This is a genomic window from Cecembia calidifontis (genome assembly GCF_004216715.1).
GTDB classification, from domain to species: Bacteria; Bacteroidota; Bacteroidia; order Cytophagales; family Cyclobacteriaceae; genus Cecembia_A; species Cecembia_A calidifontis.
The window spans coordinates 4,763,255-4,781,485 of record NZ_SGXG01000001.1; the positions used below are offsets into that span (position 1 = coordinate 4,763,255).

The window sequence follows — 18,231 nt, forward strand, 5'->3', positions numbered from 1 at the left end:
ATCAACAAATTCTCGGCAATTGTTCCCCTACCAGCATATTGACAACCCTTCTTCCTCCGATTTGACTATGCAAAACCACCTGACCAGGATGACCATCAATTACTTCTCCAATCACTGCTGCATGTATTCCATTCTCCCAATTTTTTAATTTTTGGACCACTTGATCTGCGATGGAGGCTTCTACAAATGCTACAAAAACCCCTTCATTGGCTACATATAGTGGATCTAAACCTAATAATTCACAAGCTCCTGCAACTGATTCATCTACAACGATGTCTTTTTGGTGAATGGCAATTCCTTTCAACAAAGACTTTGATACCTCATTCAAAATGGTAGACAATCCACCTCTGGTAGCATCCCTTAAAAAGTGAATCCCCTTGCCAAAATCCTCCAAAAGCTGCTCAATAATCGTATTGAAATGACAAGTATCGCTTTCGATATCCGATTCGAATTCCAAGCCCTCCCTGACACTCATAATGGCTATACCATGCCTTGCAATATCATTGGAAATAATCACCTTATCCCCTGTTTTGATTCGGTCAACCGAAATATCCGCTTTTGGATGCACCTTCCCCACTCCACTTGTATTGATAAAAATCTTATATGATTATCCGCTTGTATACAAGTAGGGGCAAATGCTCGCAATAACAAGTCTATCAAAGAGTTTTTTACCAAAGTATCTTCGGTTTAGTTTATAACAGAATTCATTGAGATAGTTTTGAAGCATCTTTTCTGAAACCATATGGTACTTCTGTAAATCCCTTTTAAGGTTGCTTATTGCTATATGTGCCCATTTGAGGTTGAACTTGCCCTCTTTTGTGGAAGATAATTCGCTCACGTGAACATCGATACAATCTTCTAGGTTAGCATAAGTCGTACTTTCATCAGTTTGGAGCACGGCTTTTTTGTCAATCAGTCCTTTTATCAGTTTTTCGGCTGTTTTTGCCTTCAAGTTATCTATTTTGACCATCTTGAAATATCTGCAGCTTTTGTCCTTTTCTCCAGTAATTAGGTCTTCAAGAATAGATGATTCAGCCATAACAGCGACAGTAGCTTGTTTTTGGCTTCCACGGCCTTTCTTCAGCTTCGTCTTTTCCGAAGATTTTGTTGCCTTGCTTACAAAAGCCTCATCATATTCAACCATATCTTCTAGTTTATATTGGCTGTCACGTTTACCCATTGCTTCCCGGAGCTTGTGATACAGTCTGAAAACAGTCTCGTATCTGCTATGACCCATCTGCCTCTGTAGTTCAAGGCAGCTAAATCCCTTCTTGGTTGCGCTTACAAGAGTCATTGCAAGCAACCAAGTCCTCAATGGTAACTTGCTGTTTTCCATAATAGTACCATTTTTCAGTCCTGTCCTAAATTTACAATGTTTACATTGGAACATATTGAGAGAATTAAGCCAGTAGTGATCCTTGGAATTACAATTCTTGCAAATAACACCTTCTCTTTCCCTTTGTTCCTTCAAGTAATGGATGCAACTTGCCTCATCAGGATATCTTTCATTGAATTGTAGAATATTCATGGCCTTCTTATTTATTTACAGCCAATTAAACACTTACAATTCAGCCCTGAAAGTTATTGACACTTATTGTCAAAGTATAAAATTTGCCCACTTGTATGTAGGCGGATATTCATAAAATCTTATCTCCTTTTCCACGCTCTACCACCTTGGTATCCCCAGTTACTATTTTGACCCCGGCATGATCTGCTGCTTGCTTGATATGCAATAAGATTTCCCAAAAATCACTGACACGCAAGCCTTCTTCAATGATAAAAGATAAGGAAATAAAAGCTGCTTTTGCCCCACACATGCAAAGGTCATTCACAGTACCGTTGATCGCCAATTCACCGATATTTCCTCCAGGGAAAAATATCGGAGAAACCACATAGCTATCCGTAGTAAAAGCCATCTTTCCCGGAGTAACTTCAAAGACAGCGCCGTCATGCTGCTTATCTAGGTATTCATTGGAAAGCACATCAAATACTCCTGCATCTAAAAGTTTGTGGGTAAGCAAGCCTCCACTGCCATGCCCCATGGTAATGATCTCAAAATCAAGCTTGGGCATGGGGCAGGAGGATGATAAAATACTTTTATATTCCGACATAACTTAAGGTTAATTCTGGTTTATGTACTAGGCTTCCATTACCTGACCGCTGATTTTGGAAAAATGGTAATACGCCGCGCAAGCACCTTCGCTACTTACCATTGGCGCACCAAGTGGTCTCTCAGGATTACATCCTTTTCCAAACTGAGGGCATTCGTGTGGTTTTTTTATACCTTTCAACACCTGACCTGCAATACATTCCGGGTTTTCCTCCACTTTGGGTATTTTGATAGAGAATTTTTTATTGGCATCAAATGCTGCATACTGCTCTTTTACTTGATATCCACTTAAGGGGATATTCCCCACTCCTCTCCATTCCCTATCCGTAATTTCAAAAACCTCCTCAATCACTTTTCTTGCCTCCGGATTGCCCTCCGGCCTGACTACTCTGGCATACTGGTTTTCAAGTTTATGCTCACTTTTTTCTAATTGCTTGACTACCATTAATATCCCATGCAAAATATCTACAGGCTCAAACCCTGTAACGACAATAGGTACTTGGTATTTCTCTACCAGAGGGCCATATTCCCCAATTCCCATAATTGTACATACGTGTCCTGCTGCAAGAAAACCCTGGATTTTGACCAAATCATCATTCATTACTGCATCTATTGCTGGTGGAACAAGTACATGAGAAGCCAGAATGGAGTAATTTTTCAAACCCTCTCTGTGGGCATGAAGCACAGAAAGGGCATTGGCAGGGGCGGTGGTCTCAAAACCTACCGCAAAGAATACCACCTGTTTATCAGGATTATCCTTTGCCAACTTCACTGCCTCTAAAGGGGAATACAATATCCTTACATCTGCACCTTTGGACTTTGCTTCCAATAAACTGTCTGTGGATCCCGGTACCCTTAGCATATCCCCAAAAGAGCATAAAATCACCCTCTCGTTAAATGCCAGATAAACCGCTTTATCTATTAGATGCATCGGTGTCACACAGACAGGACAACCTGGTCCATGGACCATAGTAATTTCTTTGGGAAGCAATTGGAGCAATCCGTTTTTCACAATGCTGTGGGTCTGACCTCCACATACTTCCATAATGATCCATGGTTTTGTAGTGCTTTGATGTATTTCATCCAAATATTTTTTCACCAATTCAGGATCTCTGTATTCCGATAGGTACTTCATTTTAAACAGGTTTTGTGGTCAAGTGAGTTTGTTGTTTTTAGAGCGAGACATTTGAAAATCTAGCCTTTCTTATAATATAACCTTAGGCACCATCCGCTGATTGGCTTTTACTGGAATCGATTGGAGGCAGGTCATTCCTATCGGTTTGGGTATGTTCGATCAATTCATCAATCTCACCAATCATCTCCAAGTATTCGAATGATTTTCTGGCTTCCTCCTCATCCACAATACTGATGGCTACACCTACATGGACAAGCACATAATCCCCCACTTTTGCCTGGGGAACCATCTCAAGACTTGCCTGTTTTACAATACCGCCAAATTGGATCTTAGCCATTCTGACCAGACCATCATACATGGTCTCAATACTTTTTATTTTACCGGGAATCGCCAAGCACATAAGATTTTATTTTAAGTTTTTGTGATCTGTTTTTTATATGAAACCAGGCCATTTGGCCTAGGGATATATTCTCGTCATTAGGAGGTAACTGCTCATGGAATAACAGTTGGTATTCTTCTCCCAGGTATTGATGGAGCAAATCAACCAAAAGGGCATTTTGGAAAACCCCTCCTGAAAATCCTACTTTTCTACAACCTGTATTTTGGATGACTTGAGAAATGATGTGAACCAAGGTCAGATGAAATTTGGCAGCAATAAGGCCTGAATCCAAGCCGTTTGACTTGTCCTTTATTATTTGAGAAATTAAATCAGCACCCGAAATCTTATCTTTTACAATGGAATCCATAAAATAAGATTGGATGGCCGCTTGACCATTCGCGTCAAAGTAGTTCCTGGCCAATTGTTCCAATAGCATGGCGGCCTCCCCTTCATACGTATTGAAATCACAAAGCCCCAAGATGGAAGATACCGCATCAAACAACCTTCCCATGCTATTGGTCTGGGCATGGCCCCCTTTATCTAGCATCCTTGTAAAGAGGGACCATTCCTGTGAAGAAAATTTTCCTTTAATCAGATCGAGAGTTCCACCTGAAATGTAACATATAGCCAAAGCTGAAAGTCGTGGTTCAATGGACATTTTGTCCCCCAAGAGATAATCATAATAATCAAAAGAGCAAGCCCGCTCAAAAGCTCCTGAATGGAACACAAAAAACTCAGAACCCCATAAAGCTGAATCATTTCCAAATCCCAGCCCATCCCAAATCACTCCCAAGATAGGTTCATCAGCATCAAGAGCAGCATGTTCCCAAAGCAAGGCGGCAAAGTGCGCTTCATGGTGGGGAACTTCTGTTACATTTACATAAGGGAAATTGTCAGCAAACCTTCTGCTATGGTATAAAGGATGCTTATCCATCAATATTTGCTGAGGTTGGATGCCGGTAAGATCCAAAAACTTGGTCAATGTGTCCAAATATCTCTCCTGCGTATCAAAACTTTCCAGATTTCCTAAGTATTGACTCACATAAACATTATGCCCCTCCCAAAGTGCAAAAGTACCTTTTAGATCAGCTCCTAATGCCAAAACAGGAAGTTCAGCTTTTATCCTGACCTTATTCCAAAAAGTCGGAGCCAAGCCCCTGCTTCTTCTCAAAACTATTTTTTGCCCGGAATTTTCCGCTATCCGAAAAACGCTATCATCTTGAGGGAAATAAATTTCCCTATTATGATAAATGATTGCATCGGCAAATCCCATTAGTTTTTCAATAGCTTCCTGGTCTTTATACTGTAAAGGACTTTGGTGAAGATTGCCACTGGTGGCAATAATCGGTCTGCCAACTTTCCTGGAAATAAGGAACATCAATGGGTCTGCAGGCAAACACACACCTAAAAGAGAAAGACCAGGAGCAACCCAAGCTTGAGTGCCATGAAGATCAGTATATTTCTTAGGTTTGCAAAGCACAATGGGCCGGGCAGCTGACCTTAACAACTCTTTTTCTTCATGTGAAACTGTGAAAAAATCTGAAAGCATAATTTCATCATGAACCATCAAAGCTAAAGGTTTTCTGGGTCTCCGCTTTCTTTTTCTAAGCATTTGAATTGCATCAGGATTTGTTGCATCTGTTAGCAATAAAAACCCGCCTGTCCCCTTAACTGCAAGAATTCCACCCGATTGGATAATTGTTACTGCATGATCCATCAGATCAACAGGCATAGGAAAAGTATGATCCGTTTCGGGAAAAATCCTCAAATCTATTGGACAATCAGGACATGAATTGGTTTGGGAGTGAAAACGCCTGTTTTGTAAGTCCAAATATTCCTCCTCACAGGAAGTACACATCTCAAAATGCCCCATGGAAGAGCGAAGCCTGTCATAAGGGATACCATTTAAAATAGAATACCTGGGACCGCACTGCGTACAGGAAATAAAAGGATACAAATAGCGGGGATTTTCTGAATTCAATACCTCTGATTGACAGGATGGGCAAATTCCAAAATCAGGACTGATATTTGCGCTCTTGTTCTCGCCTAGCAGCGAGGGTGAAATATAAAAATCATTTGGAAAACTGTCTATCTTAGGAAGTTCTTCGATCCACAACTTGGAAATGACAGCCAGGGATGAAAGCTTGGATCTTAATTTTTTCAAAAACTCATCTAATTCTCTTTTTGAACAAAAGAGATCAATGGTTACTCCGGCGTTTGTATTGAAAACCTTACCGCACAAACCCATTGCATAGGCAACACGTAAAACAGTTGGTCTAAACCCCACTCCCTGAACCTGTCCTTCAATATGAATGCTCCAAAATGGCACTATACAGCAATCGAGTCAGCTGATTTTTTTTCCTTGATTTTAGCCTTAAGCCAATCGCACCAAGCATCAATACCTGTACCGTCCACAGATGAAACTTCAATCACCTCGATACTGGGATTAATGGCCCTGGCGTCATTTGTTACTGCTTCCACACTAAATGGAAGATAAGGTAAAAGGTCAGATTTGGAAACCAACATCAATTCACTGGTCAAAAACATTTTAGGATATTTTTGGGGTTTATCGTCACCTTCTGTAGTGGCAATGAGGGTGACCCGATAATCTTCTCCCAGATCAAAAGATGCTGGACAAACCAAATTGCCTACATTTTCGACGAAGAGTACATCTAAACCTGAAATGTCAAAACTCTTTAATGCTTGCCAAACCATTTGAGCCTCCAAATGGCAAATTCCACCTGTCACAATTTGCAAAGCTTTCCCTCCTACTTGTTTGATGCGGTCTGCATCTCTTTCCGTTTCAAGGTCACCAACAAGAATACCCATGCTTATCTCATCCTTTAATCGTTTGACTGTTTCTTGCATAAGTGTGGTTTTACCGCTTCCAGCAGATGAGGTGATGTTGATCATCAGCACTTTTTTTTCCGCCATCTGATTGCGGATACTCTCTGCCACAAAATCATTGGCCTGAAGCAAATGGATGGTGGTATTGTCACAGGTAATGGTACCCCTGACATTTTTACTGGACTTAGGTACTTTGGTATTGGACATAATGTAATCGTGTTTTTTTCCAATATACCATTAAAAAAACCTTAAGCAGTGATTTAGTAATTTTTTTCTAAAAATCATTTAGGCCTACCAACAGATGCCTTAACTTAAAAAAATGAAACCCGTCAGAATTGACGGGTTTCAAGGCATATCATATATAACAGCCCATAGGGCTGAAAAATCCATCAAATATGAATCACTTCACCATAAGCTGCAGCTGCTGCTTCCATTACTGCTTCAGACATAGTTGGATGAGGATGGACAGTCTTGATCAGTTCATGACCTGTAGTCTCCAATTTACGGATAGCCACAATCTCAGCGATCATCTCTGTTACATTGGCCCCGATCATATGGGCTCCTAAAAGCTCCCCATACTTCGCGTCAAAAACCAATTTCACAAACCCGTCTTTGGCCCCTGCAGCTGATGCTTTACCGGAAGCAGAGAATGGGAATTTACCTACTTTCACTTCATAACCTGCTTCTTTGGCCTTTGCTTCGGTATAGCCCACGGAAGCGATTTCAGGCACACAATAGGTACAGCCGGGAATGTTATTGTAATCCAATGGCTCAGGATGATGGCCGGCGATTTTCTCCACGCAGATGATCCCTTCAGCAGAAGCTACGTGTGCTAAGGCCGGACCGGGGGTTACATCACCTATGGCATAATAGCCCGGCATATTGGTTTTGTAGAACTCATCCACTTTGATCTTTCCTTTCTCCACCAGGATTCCAACATCTTCCAGTCCAATATTTTCGATATTGGAAACTACACCCACAGCAGAAAGCACTACATCACATTCGATAACAGACTCGTTCCCTTTCTTATCCTTAACGGTCACTTTGCAACCTTTACCTTTGGTATCCACAGCGGTCACTTCGGTACTGGTCATGATATTGACACCATTTTTCTTGTAGATTCTTTCCAAAGCCTTGGATACTTCCTCATCTTCATTGGGCACTATCCTGTCCATGAATTCCACAATGGTAACTTCCGTGCCAATGGAACTATACACGTAAGCAAATTCAACACCTATGGCACCTGAACCTACTACTACCATTTTGGCAGGCTTTTTCTCAAGAACCATGGCCTTACGATAGCCAATGATTTTTTCATTGTCTATTTTCAGCGCAGGAAGTTCTCTGGCTCTACCACCGGTGGCAATGATGATATGGTCTGCTGAATAAACTGTCTTCTTTCCGTCTTTATCTTCAACTTCTACTTTTTTGCCCGGCTGCACTTTACCCCAGCCCAATAATTGGTCGATTTTGTTTTTTTTGAAAAGGAACTGAATACCTTTGGACATACCGGCAGCCACGTCGCGGCTCCTTTTGATCATGCCCCCGAAATCGACTTCAGCACCTTTTACTTTGATGCCATAGTCTTCCGAATGGTTGATGTATTCAAAAACCTGAGCACTCTTGATCAATGCTTTGGTAGGGATACAACCCCAGTTCAAACAGATTCCGCCCAATTCGGCAGCTTCCACTACTGCAGTTTTCAGACCCAGTTGAGAAGCACGGATAGCCGCTACATACCCTCCGGGACCTGACCCTACAACAATCACATCATATTTTGTTGAAGACATATTTTTAAAGTTTAATTTTCAAATAAGCTACGCAAAAATAAGGCTTTTGGGCAGAGAAAAAAATGGAAATCCCATGTAAAACCACTTGGCTAAGGCAAACTTTCATGAATGGATATGTCTCAAAATTCCAACTTGACCTGTTGCCCCACTTTTTCTTTTTGCTCTAATTCCAGGAGTTTGGACTTGCGCCAAAGCCCCCCTGCGTAACCTGTCAATTGGCCATACTTACCGACAATGCGGTGGCAGGGCAGCATGATCAGAATTGGGTTGGCACCAATAGCAGTACCGACAGCCCTTACGGCATTGGGGTTTCCTAAATTACGGGCGATTTTCTCATAAGTACTTGTTTCCCCAAAAGGTACTTTATTGACTTCCATCCATACCTGATGTTGGAAATCTGTGCCACCAAATGCAACCGGTATATCAAAAGTTTTCTGTTTTCCCTGAAAATAGAGCCCCAACTGTATCCTGACATCCATCAATACACCATCCAGAAAGGTGTCTGTTGTAGGTTCATCCGTAAATTGTAGCCTAACAAGGTATCCATCCCAGGCTTCTGCCCGGACATTACCCAAGGGAGTTTCCATCACTGCAAATTCTTTCATGCCATTACTCTTTTAAGGGTGAGGATAATTCAATATGTCAATTAAACCCGAAATATGCGTTAGGGTTAAAACGCAAGCGTGCTACAAGGTATAACGGATTTCAATGGATTTTGTCTTTGAAAAAGGATTTTATTTCTGCTCAGGACAAAATGCTTCCTGACTCATACACAAATCATTTGTTGTTTGAGATTTTTTGAGCCTTAATCTTTGTCATCATGCGCTTTAACGCAAGATTTGTGTTTTGATGTTGAAATCTAAGCTTAAAAGAACTCAGCGTTCATTGATCCGCGTCCGGAAACAAGGGGCAACTTAAAATCACCTTTTTCGATTGAAAAATCTCCTTGGGTCTCTTTTGATATGAACAATTGCTGTAATCACCACCGTTAAATTGGCCTCATCTATGTAAAAATGAATATTATAAGGAAATCGCTTCGGGTGGGCAATTCGAACATTCCTATACCTGATTGCATAACCAAATGGCTTATTCAATAACTGTTGGATTGCTATTTCTATGGCCAATGCAAACTCTTCTTCCAAGCCTTGGTGTTGAGTTTTATACCGCTCTTTTGCCTACTCTACATCATTAAGCACTTCATCAAAAAATAGCAGACTAAAAGCCATTATAATTTTCTCTTCAGCTCTTCAAAGATTTTTTTTCCTTTATCAACCTTTCTGGATTTTGAGAAATCTCTTCCAGTCTCCGATCAATCAAATCTTTCTCCCATTTTGGAAGATCTTTACTTATTTCTTCAATATCCGGATATAGATTTTTTATGGCAAGCCATTCCTTAATCGGAATAAAAACTCCCATGTCCTCACCATTACTGTCCTGTATCATCTGTAGCTTCATTAGTCCGGTAAATATTGAATGTGAACGACTACCTATTATCCCTATATTACCTGTTTTTTTGAAATAAGTTTCATTTCATTATCATTAAGGGCGTTTAGATTCTGATTTTAGGCAGATTAGTCAATTTGTTTGGCTAAGCCAAACTCACACCATCATCAACCTGTACCTCCACACTTCCCTCACATCTGAGATATTGACATAGAAAGGCTTGTAAATGGGATTGCTGGAACACAAAAGCAGCCTTTCCTGGTCCTTGATCTGATTGTAGGCAATCTTAAAAGTCACCCCATCCTGCTCGGTGACGATGACATATTTTCCCCCATCCTTGATGGAAAACCAGTCATCCACATACTCGCAGACCAACCAAGCGCCTTCGGGAATGGGCAACATGGAATCCCCATCCACCTGAAACACCCTGTGCTTCTTGTCCTGGGGTAAAAAGGGCAGAGAAAAGCGGGGCAGCTCTTCTATAAAATCCGGATCCGAAAACCCCGCCAAATAGGAAGCCTTGGCTTTTTGTGAGACCACTTCGATCAACTCCTTCCCCTCAGCATCCACCGTGGTACTGAGAATACGGAGGTTGCGACCCCGGAGAAACTGATCTGTCTCCAAAAGCTGCCGGAGTTTGTATTCAGAAAGTGCGCCCAGATCCTTCCTCAAAAGGATATCCACCGAAACCCCGAAATAATCCGCCATCTCCAAAATGGTCTCCAAAGGAGGATTGATGTTCAGCTCATAGCCTGCCAGTTTGGACCTACTAATACCTAAAGCATTGGCCAAAGTTTCCTGCGTGAGGCCTTTCTGCTTGCGTAGAAATTTAATATTGGCGTTGAGATGCATTTTTTCTGTCAGCTACTGTCATACATTCTGATTTCCCTTTCCAAATATACAAAATATGTCTAAATTATAAACAGTAAAATGTTAAAATATTTGACAAAATGAGCAGTGGGCGAAGTATAGTGCATATGGATTTGGATTCGTTTTTTGTGTCGGTGGAGCGACTGTACGACAGCAGGTTGAATGGTAAACCCATCCTGATCGGGGGATCGGGAGACCGGGGAGTGGTGGCTTCCTGCAGCTATGAAGCGAGAAAATTTGGGGTACACTCGGCCATGCCGATGCGGACGGCAAGACAACTCTGCCCGGAGGCCCTGATCATTCGGGGGGATTTTGAGAAATACAGTCAAAAATCCCATGAAATCACGGAAATCATCCGGGAAGAAGTCCCCTTATTTGAAAAATCTTCGATTGATGAGTTTTACATAGATTACACCGGCATGGACAGGTTTTTTGGCTGCTTCAAGATGGCCAAAGAACTGCGGGAAAAGATCCTGAAAGAAAGCGGCCTACCCATTTCCCTGGGGCTTTCTGAGAACAAGACCGTATCCAAAGTGGCCACGGGAGAGGCCAAGCCCAACAATTACAAAGAGGTAATCAGGGGAACAGAAAAACCCTTCCTTGCTCCCCTCTCTGTGCGGAAAATCCCCATGATCGGCGAAAAGACCTCCCTTACACTCTATAACATGGGAGTAAAGACCGTCAAAACCCTGCAGGTCATGCCGGCGGAATTACTGGAAGCTACTTTCGGCAAAAACGGATTGAGCATCTGGGAAAAAGCCAATGGCATAGACCGCTCCCCTGTGGTGCCCTACTCAGAGGCCAAGTCCATCTCTTCGGAAAACACCTTCGAGCAGGACACGATAGATGTCAAGATGCTGGAGGCCAATCTCATCGCCATGACAGAACAATTGGCGGGCAAATTGCGGCAAAAGCAACAGCTTACAGCCTGTGTAAGTGTCAAAATCCGCTATTCGGACTTTGATACGCATACGGTACAGCAGCGCATCCCTTACACCTCTGCGGACCATAGGCTCATCAAAACGGTGAAAGAGCTCTTCAAAAAACTGTACACACGCCGTCTGCTCATCCGGTTGATCGGTGTGCGCTTCAGCCACCTTGTCCATGGAAATTATCAGATCAACCTCTTTGAGGACACCGAAGAGCAGATCCGCCTCTATCAGGCCCTGGACAAGATCAACGTGAAATACGGAGACAAAACTGTCTGCCGGGCCATTGGCATGCAAGTAGGAAGAAGACGCTTCAATCCTTTTAATGGAGTGGCGCTATGAAATGACAGTTTTGGTAAATTACAGTAAGATATATTGGAAACAGAATGGGTAAACTAGTAAAGTTAAAATCGAATCTGGTTGAATAAACTATTGAAAACATAAAAGCTAAAAGAGACAAATGAACTAAAAAGGAAAGAACTATATAAAAAATTTCTTTTTATATGTTAAGTTTTAGTTAAAGCCATGTTCAAGTCATAAATGCAACGCCTAATTTTTTCATTAGACATTCGATAGGACTAAGATAATTAAACTTTCTTATTGGCCTGTTATTGATTTTGGTTTCTATATTTTGGATCTGTTCCCGAGAGATTTGATTGAGGTCAGTACCCTTTGGCAGGAAAGCCCTGATAAGTCCGATTCTGTTTTCCACTGTTCCTTTATCCTGTGAAGTGTATGGTCTTGTAAAGAATGTTGGGATATTGAATTTATCTCTGATTTTATAATGGTTTGCGAATGCCATATCATTATCGAAAGTGATTGATTTGAAGAACGAAGCACCAATTCTCTGTATTCTCTTTGCTATTTTCTGTTCAATGATATCTGCATTTTTACCATCAAGTTTCTCTATGGTAGTAACCAAGGTTGCCCTGTCCACCAGTACCAAAAGAGCTGATTTGTGGTTTTTCCCCATCATAAGGTCTACTTCAATATCTCCTATCCTTTGTCTTTTTTCAACTACAGGAGGCCTTTGGTCAATTGGAACTCTCTCCCTGATAATTCCTCTGGTATGCCTGTAATTACCTCTCTTACGCTTTCTTTTACCATGCCGGAGATTCTTGTAAAGCTCCCTGTCCCTTCGGTATCTCCAATGGCTACTTTTTTTGGCAGTAAATATCCAGTTGTAGAGTGTCTCATGACAAACCCCTTCTTTACCTTGTTTCTTCCAGGTGACCGATATTAGCTCTGGGCTCAATTTGTCAACAACAAGGAATTTGCGGGCCTCTTCTTTAAGGGACTCGGTAAATTTGATTCGCTTTCTCTTGAGTCTATGTCTTTCGTCTGTACGGTTCTGGGCAACTGCAGCCTTATATTCACCGCTATAACGGCCCCTCTTGCCGGTATTTCTTTGAAGTTCTCTGGATACAGTACTTTTGTTGACACCGATAATCGCAGCGATTTTGGTCTGGGAAGTTCCGTTTCTAAATAAAGCCTCTATTTGGTACCTTTGTTCCTGGCTGAGATGTTTAAATTTATTCATGACAACACTAAATTAATATTTTCAGCCTAAGGGAAGGAACCCAGGTTCCTTCCCTTAAACCCTTAGTGTTGCATTTATGACTTGAACATGGCAATTTTTGAAATTAAACTTGACAACTATTCTTTTTTTTTTTACTTTTAAACTGTTCTTTTTTACCGGTAAACTTTTGAACAGGCTTAATATCCCTGCCTGCATATTGCGATGGGAGCTAAAGTAAAAGTTTATGAAAAATAAAATTGTTATTATGATAGCAGTTGTATTTATGTGGATAAATATGACAACAGCTAATGCGATTTGTTATGATTCTAATGGAAATATTGCTATAATCCATGGCCAGGTGTTTTCTGGGGATAATTTTGATGGCTCTTGTTCAGATTGTGATTGGAATTGTGCAAGACCAATTTCTCAGTGGTAAAAGGTTCTGGTTCCTTGATTGAAAGGAACCAGCTCTTTTTATCATCCAAAAAAGATCTTTTTGTAAGTGTATTATTTACCAATGAAAAAAAATTATTTTATAAATATTCATATAGCTTTATTTTTAATTTCTTGTGATATTAAAAATGAAAACTCTTTAGAATACGATTATTTAAAATTTTTGAATGACTCCGTAGGGATAAATTTAGATGACTCTACATCTAATGAATTTATGCGGACTCAATATTTAAAATCAGGCGAAAAAGAGTTTTTATATCATTATAATCAGTTTAAAGATAAAATAGAAAAATTTGACCTTGAGACTGGTTTGCTGGCAAAAACAATTGGTTATCCAAATGATGAACCTTATGTAATTAAACTGGTCCAGGGGATTTCTGTGGTAAACGAAGATTCTATCTTTTTATATCCTTCATTAGGGATCAGGGGTACAATCCTAATAAATGATAATGGTGAATTAATTCAAAGGTACCTTCCGGATAAGACCAAGGATTTAGAGACTTCTTTAGTTAATCATATTTCTTTTGGCGCTCAGAGAACATTAATTTTTGGTGATAAAATTTACTTTATTCATTATCCTCTTTTTGAAATGAGCAATCCTTCGAATATTAATAGTGATTTTAAATTTGAAGTCATTTATGACACAAAATTAAATAAAGTAGAATATTTGGATGAGTCATCTTTTCCAAATTTTTATCACAATAAGATATGGCCCTCTAATCACTTACAAGTATCTAGGGAAGTAAATTGCGGTAAATGGATTTATTCTTGGAATATGGAAGACAGTATTTTAGTAATTGACAGGGAAAATGAAAATTCAACTTATATTAATGCAAAAAGCAAGTTTAAAAATAAGGAATTTGAACCTTTTAGAATGATGCCCAATAATGATCAAAAAATCCAATTTACTTTAACTAATCTAAAATACTATGGTATTTATTATGATCAATTCAGAAAATTATATTACAGGACTGTTCAACTTCCAGGGTCATATCAAAAAAGAGCGGATGCAAAATTATTGGATGCTAACAGAGATTTTTCAATCATTATCTTAGATGATAGTTTTAACATTATAGATGAAGTATTATTCAAAGGCGGGATTTATAACATTTACAGGTTATTTGTTGGAGAAAAAGGTGTTTATTTACCTTTGAATAATCCTAACTACAATGGTCAAAAAGAGGATATTTTACATTATCATATTTTTAATTTTTCAAGATGAAATATGTTTTATTCATATGTTTTTTGAGTATATTCTCCTTTGTCTCTTGCCAAAGTGAATCTGCAAAATTCCGAAAATACACAAAAGAATTAGATATAGTATTTGATAGACCTGCATTAGTTATCAATCTAGATAGTTGCTCTTCATGTTATTCAGTTTTTTTTCAATCTGTCAAGAAATTTGAATTAAAGAACTATATAATTGTCGTAATAGCAAAAGAAAGTAAAAAGGCGAACTTATTATCAAATTCGAAAAATGCTAACGTATTCCACGATGTAAAGAACTTAGCCTTTAATTACCAAATCCTTGAGTCTTTACCAAGAATTTATTTAACAGATGGTACCGTAATCGAAGTGATTAGTCCCGAAATAATTGATAGGTTTATTGATGAAAATTAAATTATTCTTAATAGTTGTTTTTCAGTTCTTTTTTTCTCAAGCATGTATTCAAAAAGTTTTAGATGAAAAAGAAACGGAAATACAGTTTTATTTAGATAATAAGGAAACTATTTGGGATATTGCATATCATCAAGAGACCTTTTACCTCCTTACCAATAAGCATAATTTTTACGTTTTGAAAAATAAAGGAGAAAACAAATCCAAAAAGAATATCCTGTATGTTGATTTAAACTCTGATGGCACTGTGAATTATTATCCTAAAAATATGATCCGCTCATTTCATATATGGAAAGATAAGGTTTATTTTTTAGGACATAACCCTGGAAATATACTAGTAACAGACTTAAAAGGAGTTGAATTTGATGTATTAATTCCTGAATATAACTATGGTGTTTTTCATGATTTGGTTTGGGCCAAGGAAAGCCAGATTATTGTTAAAGTATACCATCCAGGTCTTAATCCAACCTATTTTGAACTATATTTGATTTCTTTGGATAGTGGGAAATCAAAGAAAATTTTTGAATATGATATAGGTGAAAATGCGGCATATATAAAAATTGGGTTATATAATGATTCAAATTATTATATTATTCATCCTAATAAAGACAGAGCATTAATTTGGAAGCCGTTCCTTGGGATTACGGACTCTTTATTTTTGCCTGATTCTAATATCCGTTACCAAGGAAAACTGGATGATGTAGGGTCAGACTTATCAAACTGGAAAAACAAAGATAAATATGAGAAAAATAGAACTTTCCCAGATGAGTTTGTTGGAAATTCTTATAAGAATGAGAAGTTTTATTTAATAAGTAAAATACTTCAAAGGGATTCGGTCAATAGGTATTCAGATTCTTTTTTAATGAATTTTGGAAATGAACATTTTAATAGGGAATTTTTTTTGAAGGATTATGTCTTCGTAAAAACTTTGGAGAGTAATGATTTTTATTTAGGTGCTTTGAAAAGGGGAGAATTTCTATATTTAGTCAAAAGATTTTTTCCAAAAGAATAGTTTAAATTTGATAATGATTATACGCTACTTTGCCAGTAACTAAATTTTAAACGGATAGCTTGTGACAAAAACTTGAGCAGGGTCTTTAAGATGGTGAAATTGGAATCATATTAAAGCAAGTGATATGAACATACTTAAGTTTAATGAGGGTCTCTTGTTTAATTCTTAATTGACTGAAAGTCAATTAAATAAATAACAAAAACATAACACAAAAACCACGAAATCGGCTGTTTTGAGCTTTTTTCGGGGTTTTCTTTTTTGTATTTTAAGGTTGCAGACTTAAATACGATTAAAGATATGGCTCAGCTTCCTCTTTTCAAAGATTTCGATGGATATTCTCCAAAATATCACTTTTTCAAGAATTCATTGTTAGGTCAGGTTCATGACAGTATCCCTTGGGATGAACTTGTTTCATGTCTCCCAAGAGAACTTTCGGGAAGAGGTGCTCCAAGCTGGTTTGGTCCCAAGGGTATGTTTGCACTTATGTTTTTAAAAGCATATCTGAATGTCAGCGACCGGCATCTTCTGGAACGCTTCAATACTGACTGGTCTCTCCAGTATTTCTGCGGGAAAGTATTGGCAGAAAATGAGCAGATTAAAGACATGACCATTATGACCCGTATAAGGGCTTATATTGAAACCCATTGTGAATGGGAGAAGCTTCAGGAGATTCTTATCCTGCACTGGAAACATGATGTCAATAACAGCCATGTACTTCTGATGGATGCCACCTGCTATGAGTCGTACATACGTTTTCCAACTGACGTAAAGCTTCTTTGGGAGTGCTGTGAATGGGTTTTTGAAGATCAGCTATTCAGGATCTGTTCAGACCTGGGTATCAAAAGGCCAAGATCCAAATTCAGGGAGCAGAAACTCGCCCAAACGACTTATTCGAGAAAAAGGAAAAACAGTTTTAAGGAAACACTCAGAAGAAGAAAAGCATTGGTGTATCTTCTCAACAAAGGCATAGAACAGCTTCAGGAGGTTTTGGACAAAAACAAAGGAGCGGGCCTTGATCTGAAAGACTTTTCAAGGTTTGGGGTGGTAAAAAAGATATGTCAGCAACAGGAGTTCCTGTTGGACAATCCTCCTTCCAAACTCAAGGATAGGATTGTGTCACTTCATAAACCATATCTCCGACCAATAGTGAGAGGGAAGGAGAATAAGCCTGTAGAGTTTGGTGCCAAAGCCCATATCTTACAGGTGGATGGTCTTGCTTTTATTGACAAACTGGATTTTAATGCATTCAATGAATGTACAAGACTGAAGCTGTCAGTAGCAAAGCATAAAAGATTTTTCGGTCCTGCCAGACAGCTTGGAGCGGACAGAATATATGCAACAAACAAAAACCGTGTATTCTGTACCCATCAGAAGATCTTCACCTGCTTCCCAAAAAAAGGCCCCAAACAATTAAGCAAAGCAGAAAAAGTACTAAGCTCTGAAATCTCCAGACAGAGAGCTACTGTAATGGAAGGTGTTTTTGGGACAAACAAAAACCATTATGGGCTTGGCAAAATCAAGGTGAAAGGGGAGAAAAGAGAAAAACTGATGATATTTTTTGGGATTATGTCAGCAAATGCGGTTCTGATAGCAAAAAGAAGGGCAGCAAAGGAAAGCCCACCCCTACAACGATCAGCATAAAAATCACCAAAAAAGATCTTCATGGGAGCAGTGTGCCCATACTGCAAATCATGGCCCAACGCATCCAAAACCGAAGCCTAAATTGTACTTTTCCGTACTCAAATTGACCGCAAATTAATGCCCAAAGTCTCCAAAAAAAAGAAAGTAGAACTTAGTTTAAGCTCTACTCCCTAATTCCGAAGGAATTTTCCAAGAGGCCCTAATGAAAGGTTTCCGGATGAACATTTTCAGCTCATTATTTGGGCCAGATAGGAGACCCGTAGAAAAGAACTTATCCCGTCTTTACGGGATAGTTTTTGGAATCTCCAAATTTAAAGACTCATATTGGAAAACTATAAGAAGAGAAGTTTTTCCATCCCGTGGAAAAAGGACAGTTAGTAATCTACTGCGGCTATGGGGCAAAAAAAACTGATTCTCAAATCCATGGTATAACGGTTCGGGATTTGTAATCCCGAACAGCTGACTTCTAGCTCTTAAAATAAATCC

At 39.2% G+C, this 18,231-nt stretch carries 18 protein-coding genes; 5 read left to right on the plus strand and 13 right to left on the minus strand.

Going from position 1 to position 18,231, the window contains the following annotated elements; genetic code table 11:
- Position 1 precedes the first annotated feature (1 nt).
- The 12 genes from BC751_RS20575 to BC751_RS20630 all read right to left on the minus strand — a co-directional run bounded on the left by BC751_RS20575 (position 2) and on the right by BC751_RS20630 (position 10,556).
- Complete coding sequence (locus BC751_RS20575; protein WP_242617554.1) at positions 2-577, minus strand: HypE family hydrogenase expression/formation protein; 576 nt, start codon at positions 575-577, stop codon at positions 2-4.
- Between the two features lie 30 nt (positions 578-607).
- Positions 608-1,528, minus strand: coding sequence for an IS1595 family transposase (locus tag BC751_RS20580; protein WP_130274191.1), 921 nt, complete (start codon positions 1,526-1,528; stop codon positions 608-610).
- 109 nt (positions 1,529-1,637) lie between these two features.
- Positions 1,638-2,111: an AIR synthase related protein gene (locus BC751_RS20585; protein ID WP_242617555.1), complete on the minus strand. Its 474-nt coding sequence runs from the start codon at positions 2,109-2,111 to the stop codon at positions 1,638-1,640.
- Between the two features lie 27 nt (positions 2,112-2,138).
- A complete protein-coding gene (hypD, locus tag BC751_RS20590; RefSeq protein ID WP_130277244.1) occupies positions 2,139-3,245 on the minus strand; it encodes a hydrogenase formation protein HypD in 1,107 nt (368 codons plus the stop codon).
- A gap of 82 nt (positions 3,246-3,327) precedes the next feature.
- The gene (locus tag BC751_RS20595) at positions 3,328-3,645 is read right to left on the minus strand and encodes a HypC/HybG/HupF family hydrogenase formation chaperone (RefSeq protein ID WP_106567521.1); all 318 of its coding nucleotides are present in this window, start codon (positions 3,643-3,645) and stop codon (positions 3,328-3,330) included.
- Positions 3,623-5,953: a carbamoyltransferase HypF gene (gene hypF, locus BC751_RS20600; RefSeq protein WP_165389870.1), complete on the minus strand. Its 2,331-nt coding sequence runs from the start codon at positions 5,951-5,953 to the stop codon at positions 3,623-3,625. The genes BC751_RS20595 and hypF overlap by 23 nt, the downstream gene beginning before the upstream one ends.
- The gene (gene hypB / locus BC751_RS20605; RefSeq protein ID WP_106567519.1) at positions 5,953-6,678 is read right to left on the minus strand and encodes a hydrogenase nickel incorporation protein HypB; all 726 of its coding nucleotides are present in this window, start codon (positions 6,676-6,678) and stop codon (positions 5,953-5,955) included. Before hypB ends, hypF begins: the two co-directional genes overlap by 1 nt.
- Before the next feature lie 182 nt (positions 6,679-6,860).
- The gene (gene lpdA, locus BC751_RS20610; RefSeq protein WP_130277245.1) at positions 6,861-8,261 is read right to left on the minus strand and encodes a dihydrolipoyl dehydrogenase; all 1,401 of its coding nucleotides are present in this window, start codon (positions 8,259-8,261) and stop codon (positions 6,861-6,863) included.
- Between the two features lie 119 nt (positions 8,262-8,380).
- Positions 8,381-8,866, minus strand: coding sequence for a methylated-DNA--[protein]-cysteine S-methyltransferase (locus BC751_RS20615; protein ID WP_130277246.1), 486 nt, complete (start codon positions 8,864-8,866; stop codon positions 8,381-8,383).
- A gap of 315 nt (positions 8,867-9,181) precedes the next feature.
- Positions 9,182-9,403: a plasmid stabilization system gene (locus tag BC751_RS20620; protein ID WP_130277247.1), complete on the minus strand. Its 222-nt coding sequence runs from the start codon at positions 9,401-9,403 to the stop codon at positions 9,182-9,184.
- A gap of 97 nt (positions 9,404-9,500) precedes the next feature.
- Positions 9,501-9,716 (minus strand): addiction module component CHP02574 family protein, encoded by a 216-nt coding sequence (locus tag BC751_RS20625; RefSeq protein WP_242617556.1) that lies wholly within the window; start codon positions 9,714-9,716, stop codon positions 9,501-9,503.
- A 144-nt stretch (positions 9,717-9,860) separates the two neighbouring features.
- Complete coding sequence (locus BC751_RS20630) at positions 9,861-10,556, minus strand: XRE family transcriptional regulator (protein ID WP_130277248.1); 696 nt, start codon at positions 10,554-10,556, stop codon at positions 9,861-9,863.
- Between the two features lie 98 nt (positions 10,557-10,654).
- Between BC751_RS20630 and dinB the strand changes: the two genes are divergently transcribed.
- Entirely contained in the window at positions 10,655-11,845 is a 1,191-nt protein-coding gene (dinB, locus tag BC751_RS20635) for a DNA polymerase IV (protein ID WP_130277249.1), read from the plus strand.
- A 187-nt stretch (positions 11,846-12,032) separates the two neighbouring features.
- Here the strand turns inward: dinB and BC751_RS20640 are convergent, their stop codons facing one another.
- Positions 12,033-13,043 (minus strand): IS30 family transposase, encoded by a 1,011-nt coding sequence (locus BC751_RS20640; protein ID WP_130273814.1) that lies wholly within the window; start codon positions 13,041-13,043, stop codon positions 12,033-12,035.
- 223 nt (positions 13,044-13,266) lie between these two features.
- Here BC751_RS20640 and BC751_RS20645 point away from each other — a divergent pair, with 223 nt between their 5' ends.
- The 4 genes from BC751_RS20645 to BC751_RS20660 all read left to right on the plus strand — a co-directional run bounded on the left by BC751_RS20645 (position 13,267) and on the right by BC751_RS20660 (position 17,745).
- Positions 13,267-13,458: a hypothetical protein gene (locus tag BC751_RS20645; protein ID WP_130277250.1), complete on the plus strand. Its 192-nt coding sequence runs from the start codon at positions 13,267-13,269 to the stop codon at positions 13,456-13,458.
- Between the two features lie 81 nt (positions 13,459-13,539).
- Complete coding sequence (locus tag BC751_RS20650) at positions 13,540-14,697, plus strand: DUF4221 family protein (protein ID WP_130277251.1); 1,158 nt, start codon at positions 13,540-13,542, stop codon at positions 14,695-14,697.
- A gap of 387 nt (positions 14,698-15,084) precedes the next feature.
- On the plus strand, positions 15,085-16,104 hold the full coding sequence (locus BC751_RS20655; RefSeq protein WP_130277252.1) for a hypothetical protein: 1,020 nt from the start codon (positions 15,085-15,087) through the stop codon (positions 16,102-16,104).
- Positions 16,105-16,401: 297 nt separating this feature from the next.
- Positions 16,402-17,745, plus strand: coding sequence for a transposase (locus tag BC751_RS20660; protein ID WP_242617407.1), 1,344 nt, complete (start codon positions 16,402-16,404; stop codon positions 17,743-17,745).
- The last annotated feature ends 486 nt before the right edge of the window (positions 17,746-18,231 follow it).

Excerpts from the sequence above, each read along its gene's own strand:
- BC751_RS20595 (WP_106567521.1), bottom strand. The coding sequence starts at position 3,645 with ATGTGCTTGGCGATTCCCGGTAAAATAAAAAGTATTGAGACCATGTAT.
- BC751_RS20585 (WP_242617555.1), bottom strand. The coding sequence starts at position 2,111 with ATGTCGGAATATAAAAGTATTTTATCATCCTCCTGCCCCATGCCCAAG.
- dinB (WP_130277249.1), top strand. The coding sequence starts at position 10,655 with ATGAGCAGTGGGCGAAGTATAGTGCATATGGATTTGGATTCGTTTTTT.
- hypD (WP_130277244.1), bottom strand. The coding sequence starts at position 3,245 with ATGAAGTACCTATCGGAATACAGAGATCCTGAATTGGTGAAAAAATAT.
- BC751_RS20630 (WP_130277248.1), bottom strand. The coding sequence starts at position 10,556 with ATGCATCTCAACGCCAATATTAAATTTCTACGCAAGCAGAAAGGCCTC.
- BC751_RS20655 (WP_130277252.1), top strand. The coding sequence starts at position 15,085 with ATGAAAATTAAATTATTCTTAATAGTTGTTTTTCAGTTCTTTTTTTCT.
- lpdA (WP_130277245.1), bottom strand. The coding sequence starts at position 8,261 with ATGTCTTCAACAAAATATGATGTGATTGTTGTAGGGTCAGGTCCCGGA.
- BC751_RS20615 (WP_130277246.1), bottom strand. The coding sequence starts at position 8,866 with ATGAAAGAATTTGCAGTGATGGAAACTCCCTTGGGTAATGTCCGGGCA.
- BC751_RS20625 (WP_242617556.1), bottom strand. The coding sequence starts at position 9,716 with ATGAAGCTACAGATGATACAGGACAGTAATGGTGAGGACATGGGAGTT.
- BC751_RS20645 (WP_130277250.1), top strand. The coding sequence starts at position 13,267 with ATGAAAAATAAAATTGTTATTATGATAGCAGTTGTATTTATGTGGATA.
- hypB (WP_106567519.1), bottom strand. The coding sequence starts at position 6,678 with ATGTCCAATACCAAAGTACCTAAGTCCAGTAAAAATGTCAGGGGTACC.
- BC751_RS20580 (WP_130274191.1), bottom strand. The coding sequence starts at position 1,528 with ATGAATATTCTACAATTCAATGAAAGATATCCTGATGAGGCAAGTTGC.
- BC751_RS20640 (WP_130273814.1), bottom strand. The coding sequence starts at position 13,043 with ATGAATAAATTTAAACATCTCAGCCAGGAACAAAGGTACCAAATAGAG.
- BC751_RS20660 (WP_242617407.1), top strand. The coding sequence starts at position 16,402 with ATGGCTCAGCTTCCTCTTTTCAAAGATTTCGATGGATATTCTCCAAAA.
- BC751_RS20650 (WP_130277251.1), top strand. The coding sequence starts at position 13,540 with ATGAAAAAAAATTATTTTATAAATATTCATATAGCTTTATTTTTAATT.